This window comes from Campylobacter sp. MIT 99-7217, from assembly GCF_006864365.1.
GTDB lineage: Bacteria > Campylobacterota > Campylobacteria > Campylobacterales > Campylobacteraceae > Campylobacter_D.
In genome coordinates this window covers 111,482-129,489 of the sequence record NZ_QHLJ01000003.1, presented here as the reverse complement: position 1 = coordinate 129,489, position 18,008 = coordinate 111,482, and the positions used below count along the sequence as shown (strand labels likewise).

Below are 18,008 nucleotides of genomic sequence, written 5' to 3'. Positions count from 1 at the left end.
TGAAGCTAAGGTGTTAGATACCTTAGCTTAGTTTGAAAAATAAAGCCAAATAAATGGTATGAGGTTAAGCAAGATAACAAGTAATGCTAGTTTTTTCGAAAAGATAGAAAATAAAGAAAGAAAAAGATAGCTTAAAAATATCCACAAAGAAAGTTCGCAGTCTTTTCCACTAAATTTAAAGTTTAAAAAAGTCAGCAAAGCCTCATCAAGTAAATTTCCAAAGCTTATAAAATGCAAAAACAAAACCAAGGGATAAAAAATCACAAAAACTACACTTAAAAAAATGGCTAAAATTTGTTGAAAGGATATGAGTGGAAAAAAATATAGCACAGGGATAATCATAGCAAAAAAAGTCCAGATATTTAAAAGCACAACATTTGTAAAATTTCCAAAATGCCTTGAAAAATGGTGCATATACAAAAAGATAAAATACACGCCCATAACAGAAAATAAAAATCCCACACTAAATAAAAGCTGAGGAAAAAGCCCTATGCAAATCAGCACACAAAAAAATAAATTCACAAAGCTTAAAATCCGCACATTTTTTGCTAAAAGATAAAAGCCAAACAAAGCCATAACCAAAGAGCGTATATAAGAGGGAACAAAGCCCAGCAAATACGCATAAAAAAGTAAAAATATAAAAATGATCACACTTAAATCAAGCCTTAAATTTCTATAAGGAAAAAATCTTTGCTGAAAAAAGCTATAAAGAGGAGCAAAAAAGAAAAAAATCAAAGAAAAAATCAAAGCAATATGATAACCACTAATAGCGATAAGATGAGCTATGCCATAAAAATTTACATCAGTTCTAAGCTCCAAGCTTACAGGTAGGGCAAAAAACAAAGCCCCATAAAATTCTTTGATCTTTTCATTTTGGTGCTGGTTTAAAAAATAAGGGATAATGCTATGTTTAAAATTTTCTTCTTCAAGCACCTTAAAATCATAGCTTGGCATATAAAAGCTTTTTGATATAAAGTCTTTAAAACTAACCTTAGTCGTTATGGCTCTAAGGCTTAAAATTTGATGTCTTGAGATATTGTTATCAAGCTTTGTTGTGGTATAAAAGCTAAAATTGCTCGTTTCAAGCTTTAAAACTCGGTAGCTTCTGCCCTTAGCATTTGTTTTAGCATAACTTTGCAAAACCTTTGTTTGTAAAAATACATGCTTTTGTTCTTTAAATTTTAAAAATTCTTTGTATTCTAAGGCTAGGTTAAAAGCAAAAATACAAAGGCAGAGCAAGAAAAGAAAGATGAATTCTTTTTGCTCTTTTAAAAACCTCAAAACTAAACTTTTTTAGAAAATTTAGAAAGATAAAACCAGATAAGCAAGATAAGGGCGAGTAAAAACAAAGGCACAAGATAGGGATAATTTGAAATTTCATCAACGATATTTGTGATCACGCTTCCAAAGGCAAAGCCCAAATACCCAAAGCCAACAGCCCAAATGAGACTTGCTATGGTGTTGATGATAAAAAATCTCACAAAGTTAAATTTAGCAAAGCCAGCAGCAAGAGGGATAAAGGTTTTAAGTCCGTAGATAAATTTTTGTATGAGTATGAGAAAATCGCCGTATTGTCTCATTTTAAGATGAGCAAGGGCGATTTTTCTGCGGTGTTTTTTGACGAAGGGTAAAAGATCTTTTTTATAGTATTTTCCAAGTGCAAATAAAAGCGTAGAGCCTAAGACATTTGCCACAAAGGCTATGCTTATGCAAAGAGCAAGATCAAGCTTTGCACTCGCACTTAAAACTCCAGCAGCCAAAATAGCAACCATTCCACCACCTAAGGAGTATAAAAACAAGATCACATAGCCGTATCGAAGTAAAGTATCAATGGTATCTTGCACTTTGTTTCCTTTTAGCCCTTTGTAAATTTATGTTTTTGAGCTTATTTTGCATAGTCTATGGCTCTAAGTTCTCTGATCACATTGACTTTGATTTCTCCCGGGTATTGCACCTTTTCTTGAATTTCTTCGGCGATTTCTTTTGCCAAAAGCACAGCTTCATCGTCATTGATAAGTTTTGCGTTAGCTATGACTCTAATTTCTCTTCCTGAGTTGATCGCATAGGCGTTTTTGATACCCTCTTTGCTTTTGGCTATATTTTCAAGCTCGGTAACTCTTTTTAAGAAAGCTTCAAGCACTTCGCGTCTAGCTCCGGGTCTTGCTGCACTTAAAGCATCAGCAGCACAAACAGCAGCTGATTCTACGCTTGTGGCTTCTTCATGTCCGTGATGTGCATAAATAGCATTAATCACAGCAGAATGTTCCTTATATCTTTTGCAAAGCTCTCCACCCAAATCCACATGAGAACCCTCAAAATCATGCGTCAAAGCCTTGCCTATATCATGCAAAAGCCCAGCTCTTCTTGCTAGTATCTCATCTCCCCCGCACTCAGCAGCGATGATACCAGCTAAATGAGCGACTTCTAAGGAGTGTGCAAGGGCATTTTGTCCATAGCTTGCTCTGTATTTGAGTTTGCCGATGAGCTTGACTATCTCAGGGTGCATTTTAGAAAGCCCTAGATCCATGATGATAGTTTGTCCTTCCTCTAACACGCTTTCATCAAATTCTTTGCATACTTTTTCGTGAATTTCTTCTATGCGTGCAGGCTGTATGCGTCCATCTTCAACCAAAAGTTCTATTACTCTTGTAGCAATGGCACGGCGATATAGGTTAAAACAACTTACGATAATAGCACCCGGAGTATCATCGATGATGATATCCACACCTAAGGTCATCTCCAAGCTTTTGACATTGCGTCCTTCTTTGCCGATAATGCGTCCTTTTAGTTCATCGTTTTTGATATTGACAACATTGATGAGCCTTTCAGCTGCAAATTCTCCAGCAAAACGAGAAGTTGCCTGAGCGATAATATAATTTGCCTTGCGTTTAGCCTCGCTTTTTGCTTCTTCTTCGTATTTTCTTACTATGTGTGCTATCCTTGCTCTTGATTTTTCTTCAACCTTTTGCAAGATGATATTTTCAGCCTCACTTTGAGTAAGTCCTGAGTAATGCTCTAAAACACGCAAGCTTTCATCAAGCTTGTTTTCATAATTTTTCTTTAAATTTATGCTCTCATCATAAAGATCTTGAGCGATTTTTTTCTTTTTTTCAAGCTCTTCGCTATCATCTTTAAGCCTTGCTTCCTTGCGTGTAAGCTCATCAAGCTTAAGGGAGTATTCTTTTTGAATTTTATGGCTTTTTTCTTCAAATTTCTTTTTTGCTTCAAATTCAGCCGTTGAAACCGAGTTTTTAGCGTCTTTTAGCACAAGTTCAGCCTCGTATTCTATGGCTTTTGCCTTTGCTTTGGCTTGCTCAACAAAGATATTGTAATTTGCATCATTGATCTTTTTGGCAACTAAATATCCTATCCCACCGCCTATGATAACGGCGATAAATGCAGTAAGTGTTATTAACATATCTTAACTCTTTCTTGAAATATTTTTTGTAGGGATTGATATAAAAATCAGCCTTTATATCATGATCTTGAGTTAAGCTTTGGTTTGTAAGTGCGTCAATACTTTGTATAAAAATAATTTTCACCTCATAAGAAAGCTCTGCAAAAAATCTATCATAAAAGCCTTTTCCATGGCCTATTCTTTTAAAATTTTTATCTACACCGATAACCGGCACGACAGCTAAGTCTATTTTTACTTTAGCAAAAGAATTAGCACATTGTCTAACCCCAAAATCGCCTTTTTTAAAAGGCATTCTTAATTTTACCATTTTTAAGCTTTTATCTTGCATAAAAGGAACAAAAAGAATGCAATTTTTACTCAAATTTTTTCTAAAACGCAATAAATTTGGCTCATAGGGCAGAGGGATAAAAATGAGAATGTTTTTTGACTTTGTGTTTTTAATGATTTTAGTGATTTCTTTATATATTTTAAAGTCAAAATGAAAGCGTTTTTGAGCGTGATTTTTGAGCCTTTGTTTTTGTTCTTTTCTAAAATTTTCTTTATCCATCTTTGCTTGCTCATTTAAAAAAATATGATAAAATTATACCTTAAATTTTTAAGTCTAACACAAGGAAAATCAATGTTTTTAAGAGCGGTTTTTGTCCTTTTTTTTCTTTTTATCTTTCAAGCTTGTGATAAAAAAGAAGAGCCTATGGATCAAAATATAACCATGAGCGCGGTTTTAGAGCAAGGAGAAAAGCTTAATTTTTCTTTGAAATTTACAAATGAAAAAGTTCTAGCCATTAATGCAGAGTCTTCAAGTGTGGTCTTTGAAAACGAACAAAAAGCAACTTTGTTTATGTTTTTTACAACTTGGTGCGAGCCTTGCACAGCACAAATCGTGAGCTTAAATAAGCTTAATGAAAAATACAAAGATAGTTTTAATGTCGTGGGTATCTTACTTGAGGATAAGAGTGATGAAGAAATCAATGCTTTTGTGCAAGAAAAGCAAATAAACTACGATATAGCCACAGGGGAGGGCAATTATCTTTTTGCAAAGAGCGTAGGAGGGATAAATGGCGTTCCTGTAATGGTGCTTTTTGATAGTAATGCTAAATTTGTAAAACAATACTTAGGCTTGATCCCTGAAGAAATGCTTGATATTGACATTCAAAAAGCGATTATGTGAGGAAATTTATGTTTGATTTTTTAAAAAAAACCTTTCAAATTAGGGCAAAAAATACAGATAAAATTTCTAAAGAAGAGCTTGAAGAAATACTCTTAGAAGCTGATGTGAGTTATGAAATCGTTGAAGAGATTATGTATTATCTACCGCCAAGTGAAGAGGTAAAAAAAGAAGACTTAGAACGGGTGATGCGTTCTTATTTTTTATATGAAAATAAAAAAGAAATTCAAGAAAAGCCCTTTGTAGAACTCATCTTAGGTGTAAATGGAGCAGGCAAAACAACCAGCATAGCCAAGCTTGCACATTTGTATAAAAAAGAAGAACAAAAAGTTATTTTAGGAGCTTGTGATACTTTTAGAGCAGGAGCGATAGAACAACTCAAGCTTTGGGCTACAAAAATAGGCGTTGAAATCGTTGCTAGCTCGCAAGGACATGATCCATCAGCTGTGGCTTTTGACTGCATTTCTAAGGCTAAGGCAAAGGGGTATGACCGAGTCATCATCGATACAGCTGGGCGTTTGCAAAATCAAAAGAATTTAGCCTCTGAGCTTGAAAAAATCGTTCGAATTTGTGCTAAGGCAATGCCAAATGCCCCGCACCGAAAAATTTTGGTTCTTGATGGCACTCAAGGCAATGCAGCGATCCTGCAAGCAAAGGCTTTTAATGAGCTTGTCAAGCTTGATGGAGTGATCATCACAAAGCTTGATGGCACAGCAAGAGGAGGGGCGTTATTTAGCGTGGCAAGAGATTTGGAACTGCCTATACTTTATGTGGGTGTGGGAGAGGGTATGAATGACTTGCTTGAGTTTCATAGAGATATTTTTATCAAGGACTTACTCGCTTTGATCTTTGCTTAGCGTATGTTTTCTTGCAAAAATAATCTCCACAGCTTCTATAATCTCACTTGACATTTTCGCTAAGAAACTCGTATCATTGAGCAAGGAAATACCTTGAGTTGGTGTAATTTTATTTTCTTTGATGAGTTTTTCCGTTTTTTTGAGGCTATTTTCATCAAGCTCTCTAAGTATTTCTTTTGCCTTATCAAAATTTTGAATGATCAAAGCTCTTTTTTCATCTTCGCTAAGCCTAAGTTCTTCAATGCTTCTTAAAAGCTCCGCTGCATTTGATCTTAACTCATCATATTCTTGGGCAAGGTATAAATTTGAAGCATTGGAGTATTTTTTGATATTAGCTTGAATGATTTTAAGATCCTTGGTTGCTTCTGAAATATTTTTTGCTCCAAGTTTGAGCCTAAAAATTTCATGGTTTTTATCCTCATCTTCTATATAAATTTGAGCCTTAGTAGAAAAGTCGATGATGGCTTCAAAAAGTACTTTGATCCTGTTTTGATAGAGATAATCTAGGTTGATATTCTTACTGAACCATTTTTTGTTTTTAAGAATTTCAGCAAAGCTTTTATCACTTTTTATATCTCTTCTTGAAAAGCCCAAGGTGTGTGCGATGATGGCAAAAGCATTGTTATAAAGGTGTTCGCTTTCCTTGTATAAGGCTTCAAGGGCTGTATCACTAAAGCTTACAAGGTTTGCATCAAGATAAAGAGGCTTATCTTTATTTTTATCAACAGGGGCTTTGATGATTTTATCTAGCAAGGCTACGATTTGGCTTGTGAAAAAAGAAAATAAAATCACAGCGATAAGATTAAACAAGGTATGAAATAAAGCCGTTTTTAAGGCTAAATTTTCTATGCCAAACAAAGAGGATATAAGATTGATCAAATCCACAAAATAAGGAAAAATAGCGATCACGATGATAGCGATACCAAAGTTAAAAATGCAGTTTGCAACGGCTAGCTTTTTACCCTCGATATTTGTACTAAGGCTTGCTAAAAGTGCGGTAACTACGCCTCCAACGCTGGTTCCAAGTGTGGCGGCAAGGGAGTTTTCAAGGCTGATTTGATTTGAAAGTAAGGCAGCGATGATAAGAGCTATGGTTGCTGTGCTTGATTGAATCACTCCTGTGAGTAAAGCACCAAGTCCAAGAAAGATGATCACTCCTTTAAAGCCGGTAAAATCAAATTTAGAAAAGTCTAAAACTTCCTTAAAATCCTCAAAACCGCTCTTAATATAATCAACGCCCAAAAAGAAAAATCCAATGCCGATAAATATATTTCCAAGCCCTTTAAAAAGGCTATCTTTTTGAAAAAAGAGCAAAACTCCGCTGATGATAAGAGGGATAGCAAGCATTGAAATTTTCATACTTGTAAGCCCAACGATGAGCCAAGAACTTGCCGTGTTTCCTAAATTTGCGCCAAAAATGATGGCAATTCCTGAGCCAAGAGAGATAAGTCCAGCACTTAAAAAAGAAATGCTGATAACACAAACTAACGATGAGGACTGCATTATGGTTGTGCTAATAACACCAAAAATGATACTTTTAAGCTTGGTGCTTGTTGATTTGGCAAGGATTTTTTCAAGCAAGCCACCGCTAAAGGACTTAAAGCCACTGCTTAAATTTGTCATTCCTATGAGCAAAATCGCAACCCCAGCTAAGATAGTCGCAAGCTTATCATATAAAACTAAAGTGTAGCACAAAGCTACGATGAAAATAAACCAAAAGCCATAATAGAGATTTTTAAAACCTGCTTTTTCTTCTTGCACGCATTTTCCTAGTTTTGTTTTAGTCTTTGAAATTCATTCATAAGTTCATTTCTTAGCTCATCGGCTTTTTCTTCGCCGTTTTTAAGGTATTTGAGCAAAATTTCTTCAAGTTCTTTAAGAAAAGAAAAAAGTTCATTTTGCCAAATTTCATCATTTTTTTTACTTAAATTCATAGTTTGTATGAAAGTAAGCTTGCGGTTTAGATCGCTGATAAGCTCTAAATATTCATCTTTTAAATCACTTTGCACTAAGGCATTTTCATCATTTTTGATCTCTTCTTTTAAAGAGCTTAGCTTTGAAGCGATAAAATCGCAAAACTCAGGGTAAATTTCCACCTTTGGCAAGGCACTTAACTCACGCTCATCGATTTGCAAGGTAAGCTTTTTGATCACAAAATAAAGCATTAAAAAAGCAAACGCAGCCAAAAATAAATAAAAAGCTATCATTTAAAATCCTGTCCCCTATAAGGCTCGCACTCAAAGCCCTCTCTTAAAAGTTTATACATGCCACCTTTTAAATTTGTTACCTCTATACCAAGCTTTGCCTTGATCAAATGTGTCGCAACATGACTTCTAAAGCCACTTGCACAAATTAATGCTATAGGACGGCTAAAATCAGCAAGCCTTTTAAATTCGCTTAAAAATTCAGGATTTGGCGAGCCGTTGTTTTGGTTAAAGCTCAGCAAAATCGCGTCTTTGATCACGCCTGTTTGTCTCCATTCGTGTTTGTTTCTTATGTCAAAAATTTGATAAGCTCCTAAAATTTCAGCATCAGCATCAACGCTTAAGATCACTTAAAAGCCTTGATGATCATTTTGTTTAATGCCGCATTAAAAGCACTTGGATCTTCAAGACCCATGCCCTCGCTTAGCTTAGCCATGCCTAAAACCAAATTTGCAAGATCAGGGATAAAGCTTTCATTTTGCTTAAGAAGCGTGAAAATTTCATGCTTTGGATTAAGCTCGAGTATAGGCTTGATATTTTGTTCTTGTCCCATTTGCTTTAAAAGCTGTTGCATAGCAAAATCAGGCTTGTTTTTATCATAAACTATACAACTTAAACTTCCTCCAAGCCTTGAAGTCGCACGCACATCTTCAACCTCATCTTTTAAAAGCTCTTTAAATTTAGTCAAAATCGGTGCAAAAGCAAGCTTTTCTTCATCACTTAGTTCATCTTGAAGTTCAACTTGGTTAATCGCGCTAAATTTAAGCCCCTCAAACTCAGGCAAAGTAGGACTTATAATGCTATCAATATCCTCATCAAGTAAAAGCACTTCAAGCCCTTTATCTTTATAGCTTTCAAGCAAAGGCGAGTTGCGAAGTAAATTTTCGTTATTTCCTGTGATATAAAAAATTTCTTTTTGATCTTCTTTCATTCTTGACTTATACTCTTCTAAGCTTGTGAGTTCCTTTGAATGCGTGGATTTAAAGAGCATGAGCTTTAAAAGATTGTCCCTTTCAGCCCCAAAGCCATAAAGTCCCTCTTTTAGCACCTTGCCAAAAAGCAAGAAAAATTCTTTGTATTTTTCGCTTTCTTTTTCTTTAAGCCTAGCAAGCTCGTTTAAAATCTTTTTCACGCTTGCTTCTTGCACGGCTTTTAAGATCACATTTTCTTGTAAAATTTCACGGCTTACATTTAAAGGAAGCTCCTCAACATCGACTATCCCACGCACAAAACGCAGATAAGTTGGCAAAAGCTCCTTATCATCATCGCTTATAAAAACCCTTTTCACATAAAGCTTTAAACCACTTTTATAATCCACACGAAACAAATCATAAGGAGCAAAACTTGGGATAAAAAAGAGCGTGTTATACTCAAATTTACCCTCGCTTTTAGTGTGGATATAAAGCAAAGGCTTGTGTGAGTCGTTAAAATTCTGCTCGTAAAATTTCTCATAGTCTTCGGCTTTTAGCTTGGCTTTGTTTTGTCTCCAAAGTGCTGTGGCTGTGTTGATTTGAACGATTTTAAGCTCTTTTTTAGGCTCTATGCCTTGCTTTTTTTCTTCTTCATTTAAAGGCAAAAACTCTTCTCTTTCCATAAAGATAGGAAATTGAATGTGATTAGAGTATTTTTCCACTATATTTTCTATGCGGTAAGGGTTTAAAAACTCCTCATCTTTTAAATGAAGCGTGATACTTACACCTTGAGTGTCTTTTTGGGCTTCGCTTATTTCATATCCGCTTGCATCTGAACTCCACAAATACGCCTTATCATCAAGTGCTTTTTTGCTAAGAACCTCGACCTTGCTAGCCACCATAAAAGCGGAGTAAAAGCCCACGCCAAACTGCCCGATGAGTTGTGAGTCTTTTTTGGCGTCTCCGCTTAAGTTTTCTAAAAAGCTTTTTGTGCCACTTTTTGCTATAGTTCCTAGATGATTGATAAGATCGTCTTTATCCATGCCTATGCCATTATCGCTGATAGTAAGCGTTTTAGCATTTTGATCAAATTTAATGTCTATTCTTGGGCTAAATTCAAGCATTTTGTATTTATCATCGCTTACGCTAAGATAGCTAAGTTTGTCTAAGGCATCGCTTGAGTTAGAGATAAGCTCTCTTAAAAAAATCTCTTTATTTGAGTATAAAGAGTGAATCATTAGCTGTAAAAGTTGATTAACCTCGGTTTGAAACTGCATTTTTGAACCTTTTGTTGTATTAAAAATAAAACTATTATTGTAGCAAAAATTTAGAAAATTTAGCTAAAAAAGCCCTCATACAAGATAAATTTTTATTTATTTTTACTTTGTGTGAATTTTACACATATTTATAATTATTTTCATAATTTAAAAATAAAATAAGATAAAATGACTATAATTTTATTCACTTTAAAATTTTTCAAAAAGGAGTTCATTGTATGGAACATAAAATACTAAGACGGGGGGGGCATTTAGTATTTGTGCGGCTTTAGCGTTAAGTCTTGCAAATGCAGAAGAAAAAGCAGTTCTTGAAGCTTCGGTCGTTTCGGCCACAGGCTATGAACAAGATATCAAAAATGCACCTGCTAGCATCTCAGTTATCACAAAAGAAGACATTATCAACAAGCCTATAAGGGATCTTGGAGATATAGTTCAAGAAGTTCCCGGAGTTACTACAACTGTAGCTAAAACAGGAGCTCAGGACATACAAATTCGTGGTATGAGTAGCTCTTATACGCTTATACTTGTTGATGGTAAGAGGGTAAATGTCTCAAAGGGCTTTGATGGCAATGGTTTTGATAGCACATCAGGGTCTATCCCTCCTGCTTCTATGATAGAAAGGGTTGAGGTGATTAGAGGACCTGCTTCTATCATTTATGGAAGCGATGCTATGGGAGGTGTGATAAATATTATCACTAAGAAAAATGCAGATAAGGCAACAGGAAGCATAAGTCTTGAAACTCGTTTGCAAGAACATGGAGAAACTTGGGGCAATACCTATGGTTTTAATGGCGCTATTTTTGCTCCTCTTGATGATAAAATCACTATCAATATAAGAGGTAAATACTACTATGGCGAAAGAAATACCTTTTATAAAAAAGATATTCCGGGTTATAATTTAAACGCAGAAAGTGCTACAGCTAAAAGAAATCCTTTTACTTCTCATAGTCCAACAGGCTATAAAAATGCAAGCGTAGGAGGACGCACGACTTATAAACTTAATGATGAAAATACCTTTTATGCAGACTTTGAGTATAATTTCCAAAGACTAGGTTCTTTAAATACCTCAAGTAATAGCATTACGGCTATAAGAGATTATGATAAGTATTCTTTTGTGCTTAATCATGACGGGGATTATAATTTTGGTAAATTTAACAACTATTTGCAATACAATATCACAAATCGTATACCTCATAGTAGCGTTCCTGTTGGAGGAAGTGCTGGTATACCAAATCGTAAGGCTTTAACAGAAAATCAAGTCGCAGCTTATGGGACAACTTTTACTAAGAATTTGGACTTTGGATCTTATGGTTCAATGATCTTAAATTTAGGTCCAAATTTTAACTATGAAAGACTTATGAAAAGAGATGATGCTTTTGATAAAGATGCTTGGCAGATAGCTGTTTTTGGCGAGGGAGAGTATTTTATCAATGAGCTTGTATCAACAACTTTAGGTGTTCGTGTGAATAAAGTAGAAACTTATGGCACTTATGCTAATCCAAGAGCTTATGTTAATTTTTATGTGCTTGAAGGACTTACGATAAAAGCTGGACTTGCTAGCGGGCTTCAAGTGCCTCAACTTTCAACAAGATATGACGGACTTTATGAAAGTAGCACGGATAGAAATGGCAATACGACGGATTATTACGGAAATACAGGATTAAAACCTGAGCAAAGCTTAAGCTATGAGCTTGGTGGTATTTTAGAAACACCTTTTGCTAACTTCTCTTTAACAGGATTTATCACGGATTTTACCGATGCTATAGGCTCAAGAACTTATGCACAAAATCAAAATTTACCTAATAATTACGGAATTTGTGGTAGCAATCAATGCTCTATTTATGAAAATATAAGTAAAGCTAGAACTCAGGGCGTAGAGTTTTCTTTGCAGTCAAAGGCTTTACTGAGTGATTTTATCCCTAGAGGTATTTTTGTAGATATTAACTATGCTTTAACAGATACTGATCAAAGAAGCGGAGATAGAAAGGGCAAACCACTAAACAATGTTCCTTTACACAATCTTTCAGGTAAAATTTCTTATAAGGGCGAATCTTGGGGTTCATATCTTAGATATGTGGGTAAATACAAAACTCCAACCTTTGGCTCACATACTGCAAATGTAGGTCCTGGAAGATGGTATAAGGATATGCACACTGTGGATTTGGGAGCTGATTATCGCTTCAAAAATGGTATCAGTATAAGTGCTGTGGTAAATAACCTCTTGGATAAGGATTATGTAGATTATGTCGTGTATCAAGGCACAAGAGGACAAAGCTATACAAATAACTACCAAAGAATGATACCGGGACGAAATTTCTGGCTTAATATTAGAGCTGATTTTTAGATCGAAGAGTTTTTCCTTTACTGAAGTTCAAGGTGTTTTATAAGCACCTTGAACTATTTCTACACTATAAACAAAGATTAATTTTGTGTTGCAAAACGCATGATATCATTATAAGTAGCAAAGATCATAAGACTTAAAAGCAAGGCTAAACCTGTATAGCTTAGGTATTCAAAGGCTTTTGGCGGTACTTTTCTTTTAAAGCAAAGCTCATAGAGATTAAATAAAATATGTCCTCCATCAAGCATAGGGATAGGTAGGAGGTTGAGTAAGCCAAGATTTATAGAAATAAGAGCCGTGATAAAAAACAGGGTCGAAAGACTTATAGAACTTGCTTTTGAAGTGATATCAACTATAGAAATAACTCCGCCTAAATTTTTAGCTTCAATTTCTCCATTAATGAGCTTTAAAAGACCCTTAAGTATAAGGCTTGAGGTATTTAAACTTTCTTTAAAGGCATAGCTAAAACTATCAAGCCCTGTGTGATAGATCATCACTCTTTGCGTGCTTGGTGCTATGCCAAGTAGGGGTTTTTGTATCTTTTGACCAAAGTCATTATAAGCCTCGCCTATGTTTGGCGTAACATTAAAATGTAAAATTTCCCCAGCTCTTTTTACCTCGATAAGTAAATTTGTATCTTTAACAAGAGGAGCTATGGTATCAAAGCTTGGGGTTAAAACCCCATTGATACTTACGATCTCATCATTTGCTCTAATGCCTGCTTCAAAGGCTGCACTTTTTTCGCTAAAACCCCCAACAACAGAAGCTGGCTTTAAAGTGCCTAGAAAACCTATACATATAAAGAGTAAAAAGGCTAAGAAGATATTAAAAAAAGGACCTGCAAATAAAATATAAATTTTTTGTAAAGGACTTAAGACGCTGTAACTATCCTTTTCGAATACTTGCTTGCTTGGATTTAAGTCCTCTTGTCCTTTGAGCTTGACATAACCTCCAAAGGGTAGGGCTGATAGGCGGTATTTGGTGTTTTTAAATTCTTTCTCCACAAGGGCATTTCCAAAGCCTATACTAAAGACTTCTACCTTAACACCTAAGGATTTTGCGGCTAAAAAATGTCCAAGCTCATGAAAAAAGATCAAAAAAGAAATCACTAAAAGCGTGATCAAAAACTCAAATGAATAAAAATACATGCCTATTGCTAGTATGCTTAGTAAAAATAATAAAGATTTCATGACTTTGCCTTTAGGTGTTTAAGATAAGCAAGGATATATTCAAAACCTGAATAAAGCGTTAAAATAAGGGCGATGAAAAGAAGACCTTGTCCTAAAAACCAGTCCATACACAAAAAGATAATAGCACTCATTTGAAAGGCTGTTTTTAGTTTTCCAGCAAAAGAAGCACTCACATCTAAATTTTCGCTTACCATGACAACACGAAAACCTGTGATAAAAAACTCTCTAACCAAGATAAGATAGATGATCCAAGCATTTGCTCTATCTAAGATCAACAAGCCCAAAAAAGCCGCTAAAACAAGCATTTTATCAGCTAAGGGATCAAGTATAGCACCAAGTTTAGTTTTTTGTCCCCAAGCTCTAGCGATAAAACCATCAAAAAAATCTGTTAAAGCAGCGACAGAAAAGGTTAAGGCTGTAAAATAATTTATCCAGCTTTGATGAATATTTGCAAAATGATAGGTCATCAAAAAAAAGAGCAAAGGAGCTAAAACCATGCGAATGCAGGCTAAGAGATTAGGTAAATTCATCAAGGACCTTAGATTGATTTGAAGTTAGGATTTTAGCAAAAAAGATTGAATTTTTGGTAAATTGAGCTTTGTTTTCGTGATAGGGTTTTTATTCAAAAATTTCAGGCTTTAGCTTCATCATCAAAGAAAAGACGGCTATACAAGCTTGAGTTTGCATAAAAGCTCTATCTCCTTGCAAATTTAAACACTCTTGCAAATAAGAGCCGTCCTTATACATAGCTCCTATATAAACAGTTCCTGAAGCAGTGCCTTTGTCAGCATTTTCCCCCACAACCCCACTTGTCGCAAGAGCAAAATCACAATTTGAAATTTTAAAAATCCCTTTAAGCATAAAATACACGCATTTTTCGCTATATTCTCCACCATGTTCTAAGACACTTTCGCTAATGCCTAGCCACTCATGTTTTAAACGATTTGAATAGCTTATGACAGATCCTTCAAAGCAAGAACTCACACCATGTATCTTTGTAAGCTCACTTGCACAAAGTCCTCCTGTGCAACTTTCTGCAAAAGAAATTTTAAGCTCATTTTCAAGAAGTTTGTTTGCAATGAGTTCTAGTAAATTATCTCCTAAGATAAATTTTGTTCCAAAAAGTTTTTTTGTTGCTTGTAAGAAAGTTTGAAGTTTTCCAAACTGATACTGCGTAGCCTTTACGAGCGTGAGATTTTTCAAAATTTCACTTGTTTGAATACTTACTTCATAAGATTTTGATAAGGTTTCAAGCAGAATTTTTGCACCTTGTTTATCTGTATCTTGAAGATAAAAATATTCAAATTTTGTTTGAATTTCTCCAAGCAAACTTGGTAGCTTATCGCCCACTTCTGTTCTGATGACATTGATTTTACAATTTTGAATTTGGGTTAAAAAACTATCTTTTCTAAACTCTAGAGCTTTTTGAGGCACAAGAATTTCATCTTGAAGCACTAAGGTATCTTCGTTGAGCGTGGCAAGGATTTTAGTTGTGATATGGTATTCTTCCTTATCGACGAAAATACTTATAAATTCATAATCAGCAAATAGTTTTCCAAGAATAAAGGGTAAATTTTTATCATTTTTTTCTAAAATCTTTATATCTTTTATTTGTTTAAATTTTTCTTTATATGTCCTTTTAATGTAGGATTGATAGATTTCATGGTTAGCAAGTTCTTCGCCGATGATAAAAAGGAGATGATTCATTATAAATTTCCTTGTTTTTTCCTCAAATTATATCTAAATTTAAAGTCAAATTTAAAGCATTTTAAAGTAAAATTAGTCTTTTAATTTTCAAATTTGAGGTTAGCTATGGATTATAAAGATACCTTGCTCTTGCCATATACAGACTTTGCTATGAGGGCAAATTTAAGCGAGGGCGAGCCAAAGATTTTTGAAAAATGGTTTAAGGATAATTACGCTTATGAAAAGATGAAGGCCAAAAGAAAAGATGCTGTAAAAAGCTTTATTTTGCACGATGGCCCTCCTTATGCAAACGGACATATTCATCTAGGTCATGCTCTGAATAAGATCCTAAAAGAAACCATTATAAAAACGCATTATTTTAACGCAGAAGCCGTGCGTTTTACTCCGGGCTGGGACTGTCACGGTCTTCCCATAGAACAGCAAGTTGAAATTAAGCTAGCAGCTAAGAAAAAAGAACTTAGCATAAAAGAGCTTAGAGAGCTTTGCAGAAAACACGCTGAGGAGTTTATAGACATTCAAAGAGCTGAGTTTAAAAGTCTTGGGGTCATTGCTGATTGGGACAGGCCTTATATCACTATGGATTTTAAATTTGAAGCTGATATTTACCGCCTCTTGTGCGAACTAGCTAAAAAGGGGCTTTTGGTGCAAAGACATAAGCCTGTTTTTTGGAGCTGGGCTGCTAGATCAGCTTTGGCAGAAGCTGAGGTTGAGTATGAGGATAAGGAGGATTATTCTATCTTTGTGGCCTTTGATTTAGATGAGAGCTCTTGTGCTAAGCTTGGGGTTTCAAAGGCAGCTGCTGTTATTTGGACTACTACGCCTTGGACCCTGCCAGCTAATCAAGCCATAGCCTTAAATCCAAACGAAGGCTATGTTTTAACAAGGGAGGGTCTAATCTTTGCTAAGCCCTTGCTTGAAAGCCTAGCTCAAAAAGAGCTTACTAAGGGCGAGATCGTGAAAGAATTTAAGGCAAGCGAGCTTGAAAATTTAAATGCTATCAATCCTCTTAATCAAAGAAGTTCAAGGCTTATTTTAGGTGAGCATGTTTTGATGGACGGAGGCACAGGGCTTGTGCATACTGCTCCAGGACACGGCGAGGATGATTATTATGCTTGTTTAAAATATGATATAAAAATGATCATGCCTGTTGATGATGGGGGGCTTTATGATGAGACTTTAAGAACTGAAAAGCTTATGCCAGAATCCTTGCTTGATGAGTTTATAGGACTTCATATCTTTAAGGCTAATGAGAGAATTTTAGAGCTTTTGGGTAAAAACTTACTTTCTAGTTCTAAATTTATACACTCATATCCCTTTTGCTGGAGGACACATAAGCCTGTGATTTTTAGAGCTACTAAGCAATATTTTATCGCAATGGATGAGAAAAAATTAAGCGGACAAAGCTTAAGAGAACTTGCCTTAGATGAAATTTCAAAGACTAAATTTTATCCTCAAAGCGGGATTAAACGCATAGGCTCTATGGTGCAAAAACGCCCTGATTGGTGTATTTCAAGGCAAAGGGCTTGGGGAACGCCAATAGCCTTTTTTAAGGATAAAACAAGCGGGGAGCTTATCTTAGATGAGAAGCTTTTAGAGCATATTGCTAATATTTTTGAAAAACAAGGAGCTGATGCTTGGTGGCAGCTTAGCACAGAAGAGCTTTTGCCAGCTCATTTAAAATACGATCCCTCAAAATTAGAAAAAATTTATGATATTTTGGATGTGTGGTTTGATAGTGGAAGTACTTGGAACGGGGTTTTAAGGGCTAAAAATTACGAGGCTGGGGATTTTCCTGCAAGTATGTATTTAGAGGGAAGCGATCAGCACAGAGGCTGGTTTCAAAGCTCGCTTTTGCTAAGCTGTGCGGTGAATGAAAAGGCTCCTTATAAGGCTATTTTAACCCACGGCTTTACCATAGACGAAAAGGGTCAAAAAATGAGCAAGAGCAAGGGTAATGTGATTGATCCTAAGGATATTGCAAGAGATTATGGGGTTGAAATTTTAAGGCTTTGGATCTTGCTAAGTGATTTTACAAGTGATTTAAAAATATCTCAAAATATCTTAAAACAAGTTGCCGAGCAATATAGAAAAATAAGAAATACCATAAGATTTTTACTTGCTAATACTAATGATTTAGAGTTCTTAGAAACAAAGCATTTTAAGCTTTTAGATCAGTGGATCTTAGCTCGTGCAAGCAAGCTTTTTAAAGAGGTTAAGCAAGGCTTTGATAATTACGAATACGCCAAGGGCTTTAATGCTCTTTTAAATTTTTTAACTAGCGATTTAAGTGGGATCTATCTTGATGTATGCAAAGATAGGCTTTATTGTGAGGCTAAGAGTTCTGAAAAAAGACTAGCCGCACAATCTGCTATGGCTTTAATTGCTAAAAGATTGCTTATTTTACTTGCTCCAAGCCTTACTTACACTGTAGATGAGGCCTTAGGGCATTGTAATCCCATCATCAAGGGCAGGGCAAATGATGTCTTTGATTTAGTCTTTGAAGAAGAGCTAGAATATGAATTTAAAGAAGATAGCGAGCTTTTGCTTGAAAGTAGGGAAAAGTTCTTAGAGCAAATTGACGCTCTTAAAAAGGAAAAAAAGATTAAATCCACTTTAGAATTAAGCCTTCAAAGCTCATCAAAAGAGCTTTTAAGCTATGATTTAGATGAGCTTGAGGATTGGTTTTTGGTAAGCAAGATTGAAGGCCTTGATGAAAATAGCGAAGCCTTGGCTGAATTTAGCGTAGGAGATCTTAAATTTAAGCTTGTAAGAACAAGGGAGTGTAAGTGTCCTAGGTGTTGGAAATTTAAAGCAAAGGCAGAAAATGAGCCTTGTACTCGCTGTAAAGAGGTGCTAAATGCTTGAAAAAGAAATACCAACTAGCCTAGTAATCATCACCATAGTGGTGATTTTTAGCCTTAGTTTTATATTAGCTATT

At 35.2% G+C, this 18,008-nt stretch carries 15 protein-coding genes; 4 read left to right on the top strand and 11 right to left on the bottom strand.

The window, feature by feature from the left end; all coding sequences use genetic code 11:
* Nucleotides 1-27: 27 nt before the first annotated feature.
* From DMB92_RS03635 to DMB92_RS03620, 4 genes are read right to left on the bottom strand one after another with little or no spacing between them, the layout of a single operon-like run.
* Nucleotides 28-1,281, bottom strand: a complete 1,254-nt coding sequence (locus tag DMB92_RS03635) for a ComEC/Rec2 family competence protein (protein WP_142681699.1) — start codon at nucleotides 1,279-1,281, stop codon at nucleotides 28-30.
* Nucleotides 1,282-1,283: 2 nt separating this feature from the next.
* The gene (locus tag DMB92_RS03630) at nucleotides 1,284-1,844 is read right to left on the bottom strand and encodes a DedA family protein (RefSeq protein ID WP_142681698.1); all 561 of its coding nucleotides are present in this window, start codon (nucleotides 1,842-1,844) and stop codon (nucleotides 1,284-1,286) included.
* Nucleotides 1,845-1,885: 41 nt separating this feature from the next.
* Nucleotides 1,886-3,418 carry a ribonuclease Y gene (gene rny, locus DMB92_RS03625; protein ID WP_142681697.1) on the bottom strand — a complete coding sequence of 511 codons (1,533 nt, stop codon included), beginning with the start codon at nucleotides 3,416-3,418 and terminating at the stop codon, nucleotides 1,886-1,888.
* On the bottom strand, nucleotides 3,339-3,965 hold the full coding sequence (locus tag DMB92_RS03620; protein ID WP_142681696.1) for a 5-formyltetrahydrofolate cyclo-ligase: 627 nt from the start codon (nucleotides 3,963-3,965) through the stop codon (nucleotides 3,339-3,341). The genes rny and DMB92_RS03620 overlap by 80 nt, the downstream gene beginning before the upstream one ends.
* A gap of 72 nt (nucleotides 3,966-4,037) precedes the next feature.
* Between DMB92_RS03620 and DMB92_RS03615 the strand changes: the two genes are divergently transcribed.
* Both DMB92_RS03615 and ftsY read left to right on the top strand, forming a co-directional pair.
* Nucleotides 4,038-4,586: a TlpA family protein disulfide reductase gene (locus tag DMB92_RS03615; protein WP_142681695.1), complete on the top strand. Its 549-nt coding sequence runs from the start codon at nucleotides 4,038-4,040 to the stop codon at nucleotides 4,584-4,586.
* An 8-nt stretch (nucleotides 4,587-4,594) separates the two neighbouring features.
* Nucleotides 4,595-5,440: a signal recognition particle-docking protein FtsY gene (gene ftsY, locus DMB92_RS03610; RefSeq protein ID WP_142681694.1), complete on the top strand. Its 846-nt coding sequence runs from the start codon at nucleotides 4,595-4,597 to the stop codon at nucleotides 5,438-5,440.
* Here ftsY and DMB92_RS03605 read toward each other — a convergent pair.
* From DMB92_RS03605 to htpG, 4 genes are read right to left on the bottom strand one after another with little or no spacing between them, the layout of a single operon-like run.
* Entirely contained in the window at nucleotides 5,417-7,201 is a 1,785-nt protein-coding gene (locus tag DMB92_RS03605; protein WP_142681693.1) for a Na/Pi cotransporter family protein, read from the bottom strand. The genes ftsY and DMB92_RS03605 overlap by 24 nt on opposite strands.
* Nucleotides 7,202-7,209: 8 nt before the next feature.
* Nucleotides 7,210-7,647, bottom strand: coding sequence for a hypothetical protein (locus DMB92_RS03600; protein ID WP_142681692.1), 438 nt, complete (start codon nucleotides 7,645-7,647; stop codon nucleotides 7,210-7,212).
* Nucleotides 7,644-7,994, bottom strand: coding sequence for a rhodanese-like domain-containing protein (locus tag DMB92_RS03595; RefSeq protein ID WP_142681691.1), 351 nt, complete (start codon nucleotides 7,992-7,994; stop codon nucleotides 7,644-7,646). Before DMB92_RS03595 ends, DMB92_RS03600 begins: the two co-directional genes overlap by 4 nt.
* Nucleotides 7,991-9,832: a molecular chaperone HtpG gene (gene htpG / locus DMB92_RS03590; protein ID WP_142681690.1), complete on the bottom strand. Its 1,842-nt coding sequence runs from the start codon at nucleotides 9,830-9,832 to the stop codon at nucleotides 7,991-7,993. The genes DMB92_RS03595 and htpG overlap by 4 nt, the downstream gene beginning before the upstream one ends.
* Before the next feature lie 256 nt (nucleotides 9,833-10,088).
* On the opposite strand from htpG, the gene DMB92_RS03585 reads away from it, so the two are divergent.
* On the top strand, nucleotides 10,089-12,176 hold the full coding sequence (locus tag DMB92_RS03585) for a TonB-dependent receptor domain-containing protein (RefSeq protein WP_312845141.1): 2,088 nt from the start codon (nucleotides 10,089-10,091) through the stop codon (nucleotides 12,174-12,176).
* A 77-nt stretch (nucleotides 12,177-12,253) separates the two neighbouring features.
* Here the strand turns inward: DMB92_RS03585 and rseP are convergent, their stop codons facing one another.
* From rseP to DMB92_RS03570, 3 genes are all read right to left on the bottom strand, one after another.
* A complete protein-coding gene (rseP, locus tag DMB92_RS03580) occupies nucleotides 12,254-13,363 on the bottom strand; it encodes an RIP metalloprotease RseP (RefSeq protein ID WP_142681688.1) in 1,110 nt (369 codons plus the stop codon).
* Entirely contained in the window at nucleotides 13,360-13,893 is a 534-nt protein-coding gene (pgsA, locus tag DMB92_RS03575) for a CDP-diacylglycerol--glycerol-3-phosphate 3-phosphatidyltransferase (RefSeq protein WP_142681687.1), read from the bottom strand. Before pgsA ends, rseP begins: the two co-directional genes overlap by 4 nt.
* A gap of 88 nt (nucleotides 13,894-13,981) precedes the next feature.
* A complete protein-coding gene (locus DMB92_RS03570; RefSeq protein ID WP_142681686.1) occupies nucleotides 13,982-15,070 on the bottom strand; it encodes a CinA family protein in 1,089 nt (362 codons plus the stop codon).
* 105 nt (nucleotides 15,071-15,175) lie between these two features.
* On the opposite strand from DMB92_RS03570, the gene ileS reads away from it, so the two are divergent.
* Nucleotides 15,176-17,935, top strand: a complete 2,760-nt coding sequence (ileS, locus tag DMB92_RS03565; protein ID WP_142681685.1) for an isoleucine--tRNA ligase — start codon at nucleotides 15,176-15,178, stop codon at nucleotides 17,933-17,935.
* The last annotated feature ends 73 nt before the right edge of the window (nucleotides 17,936-18,008 follow it).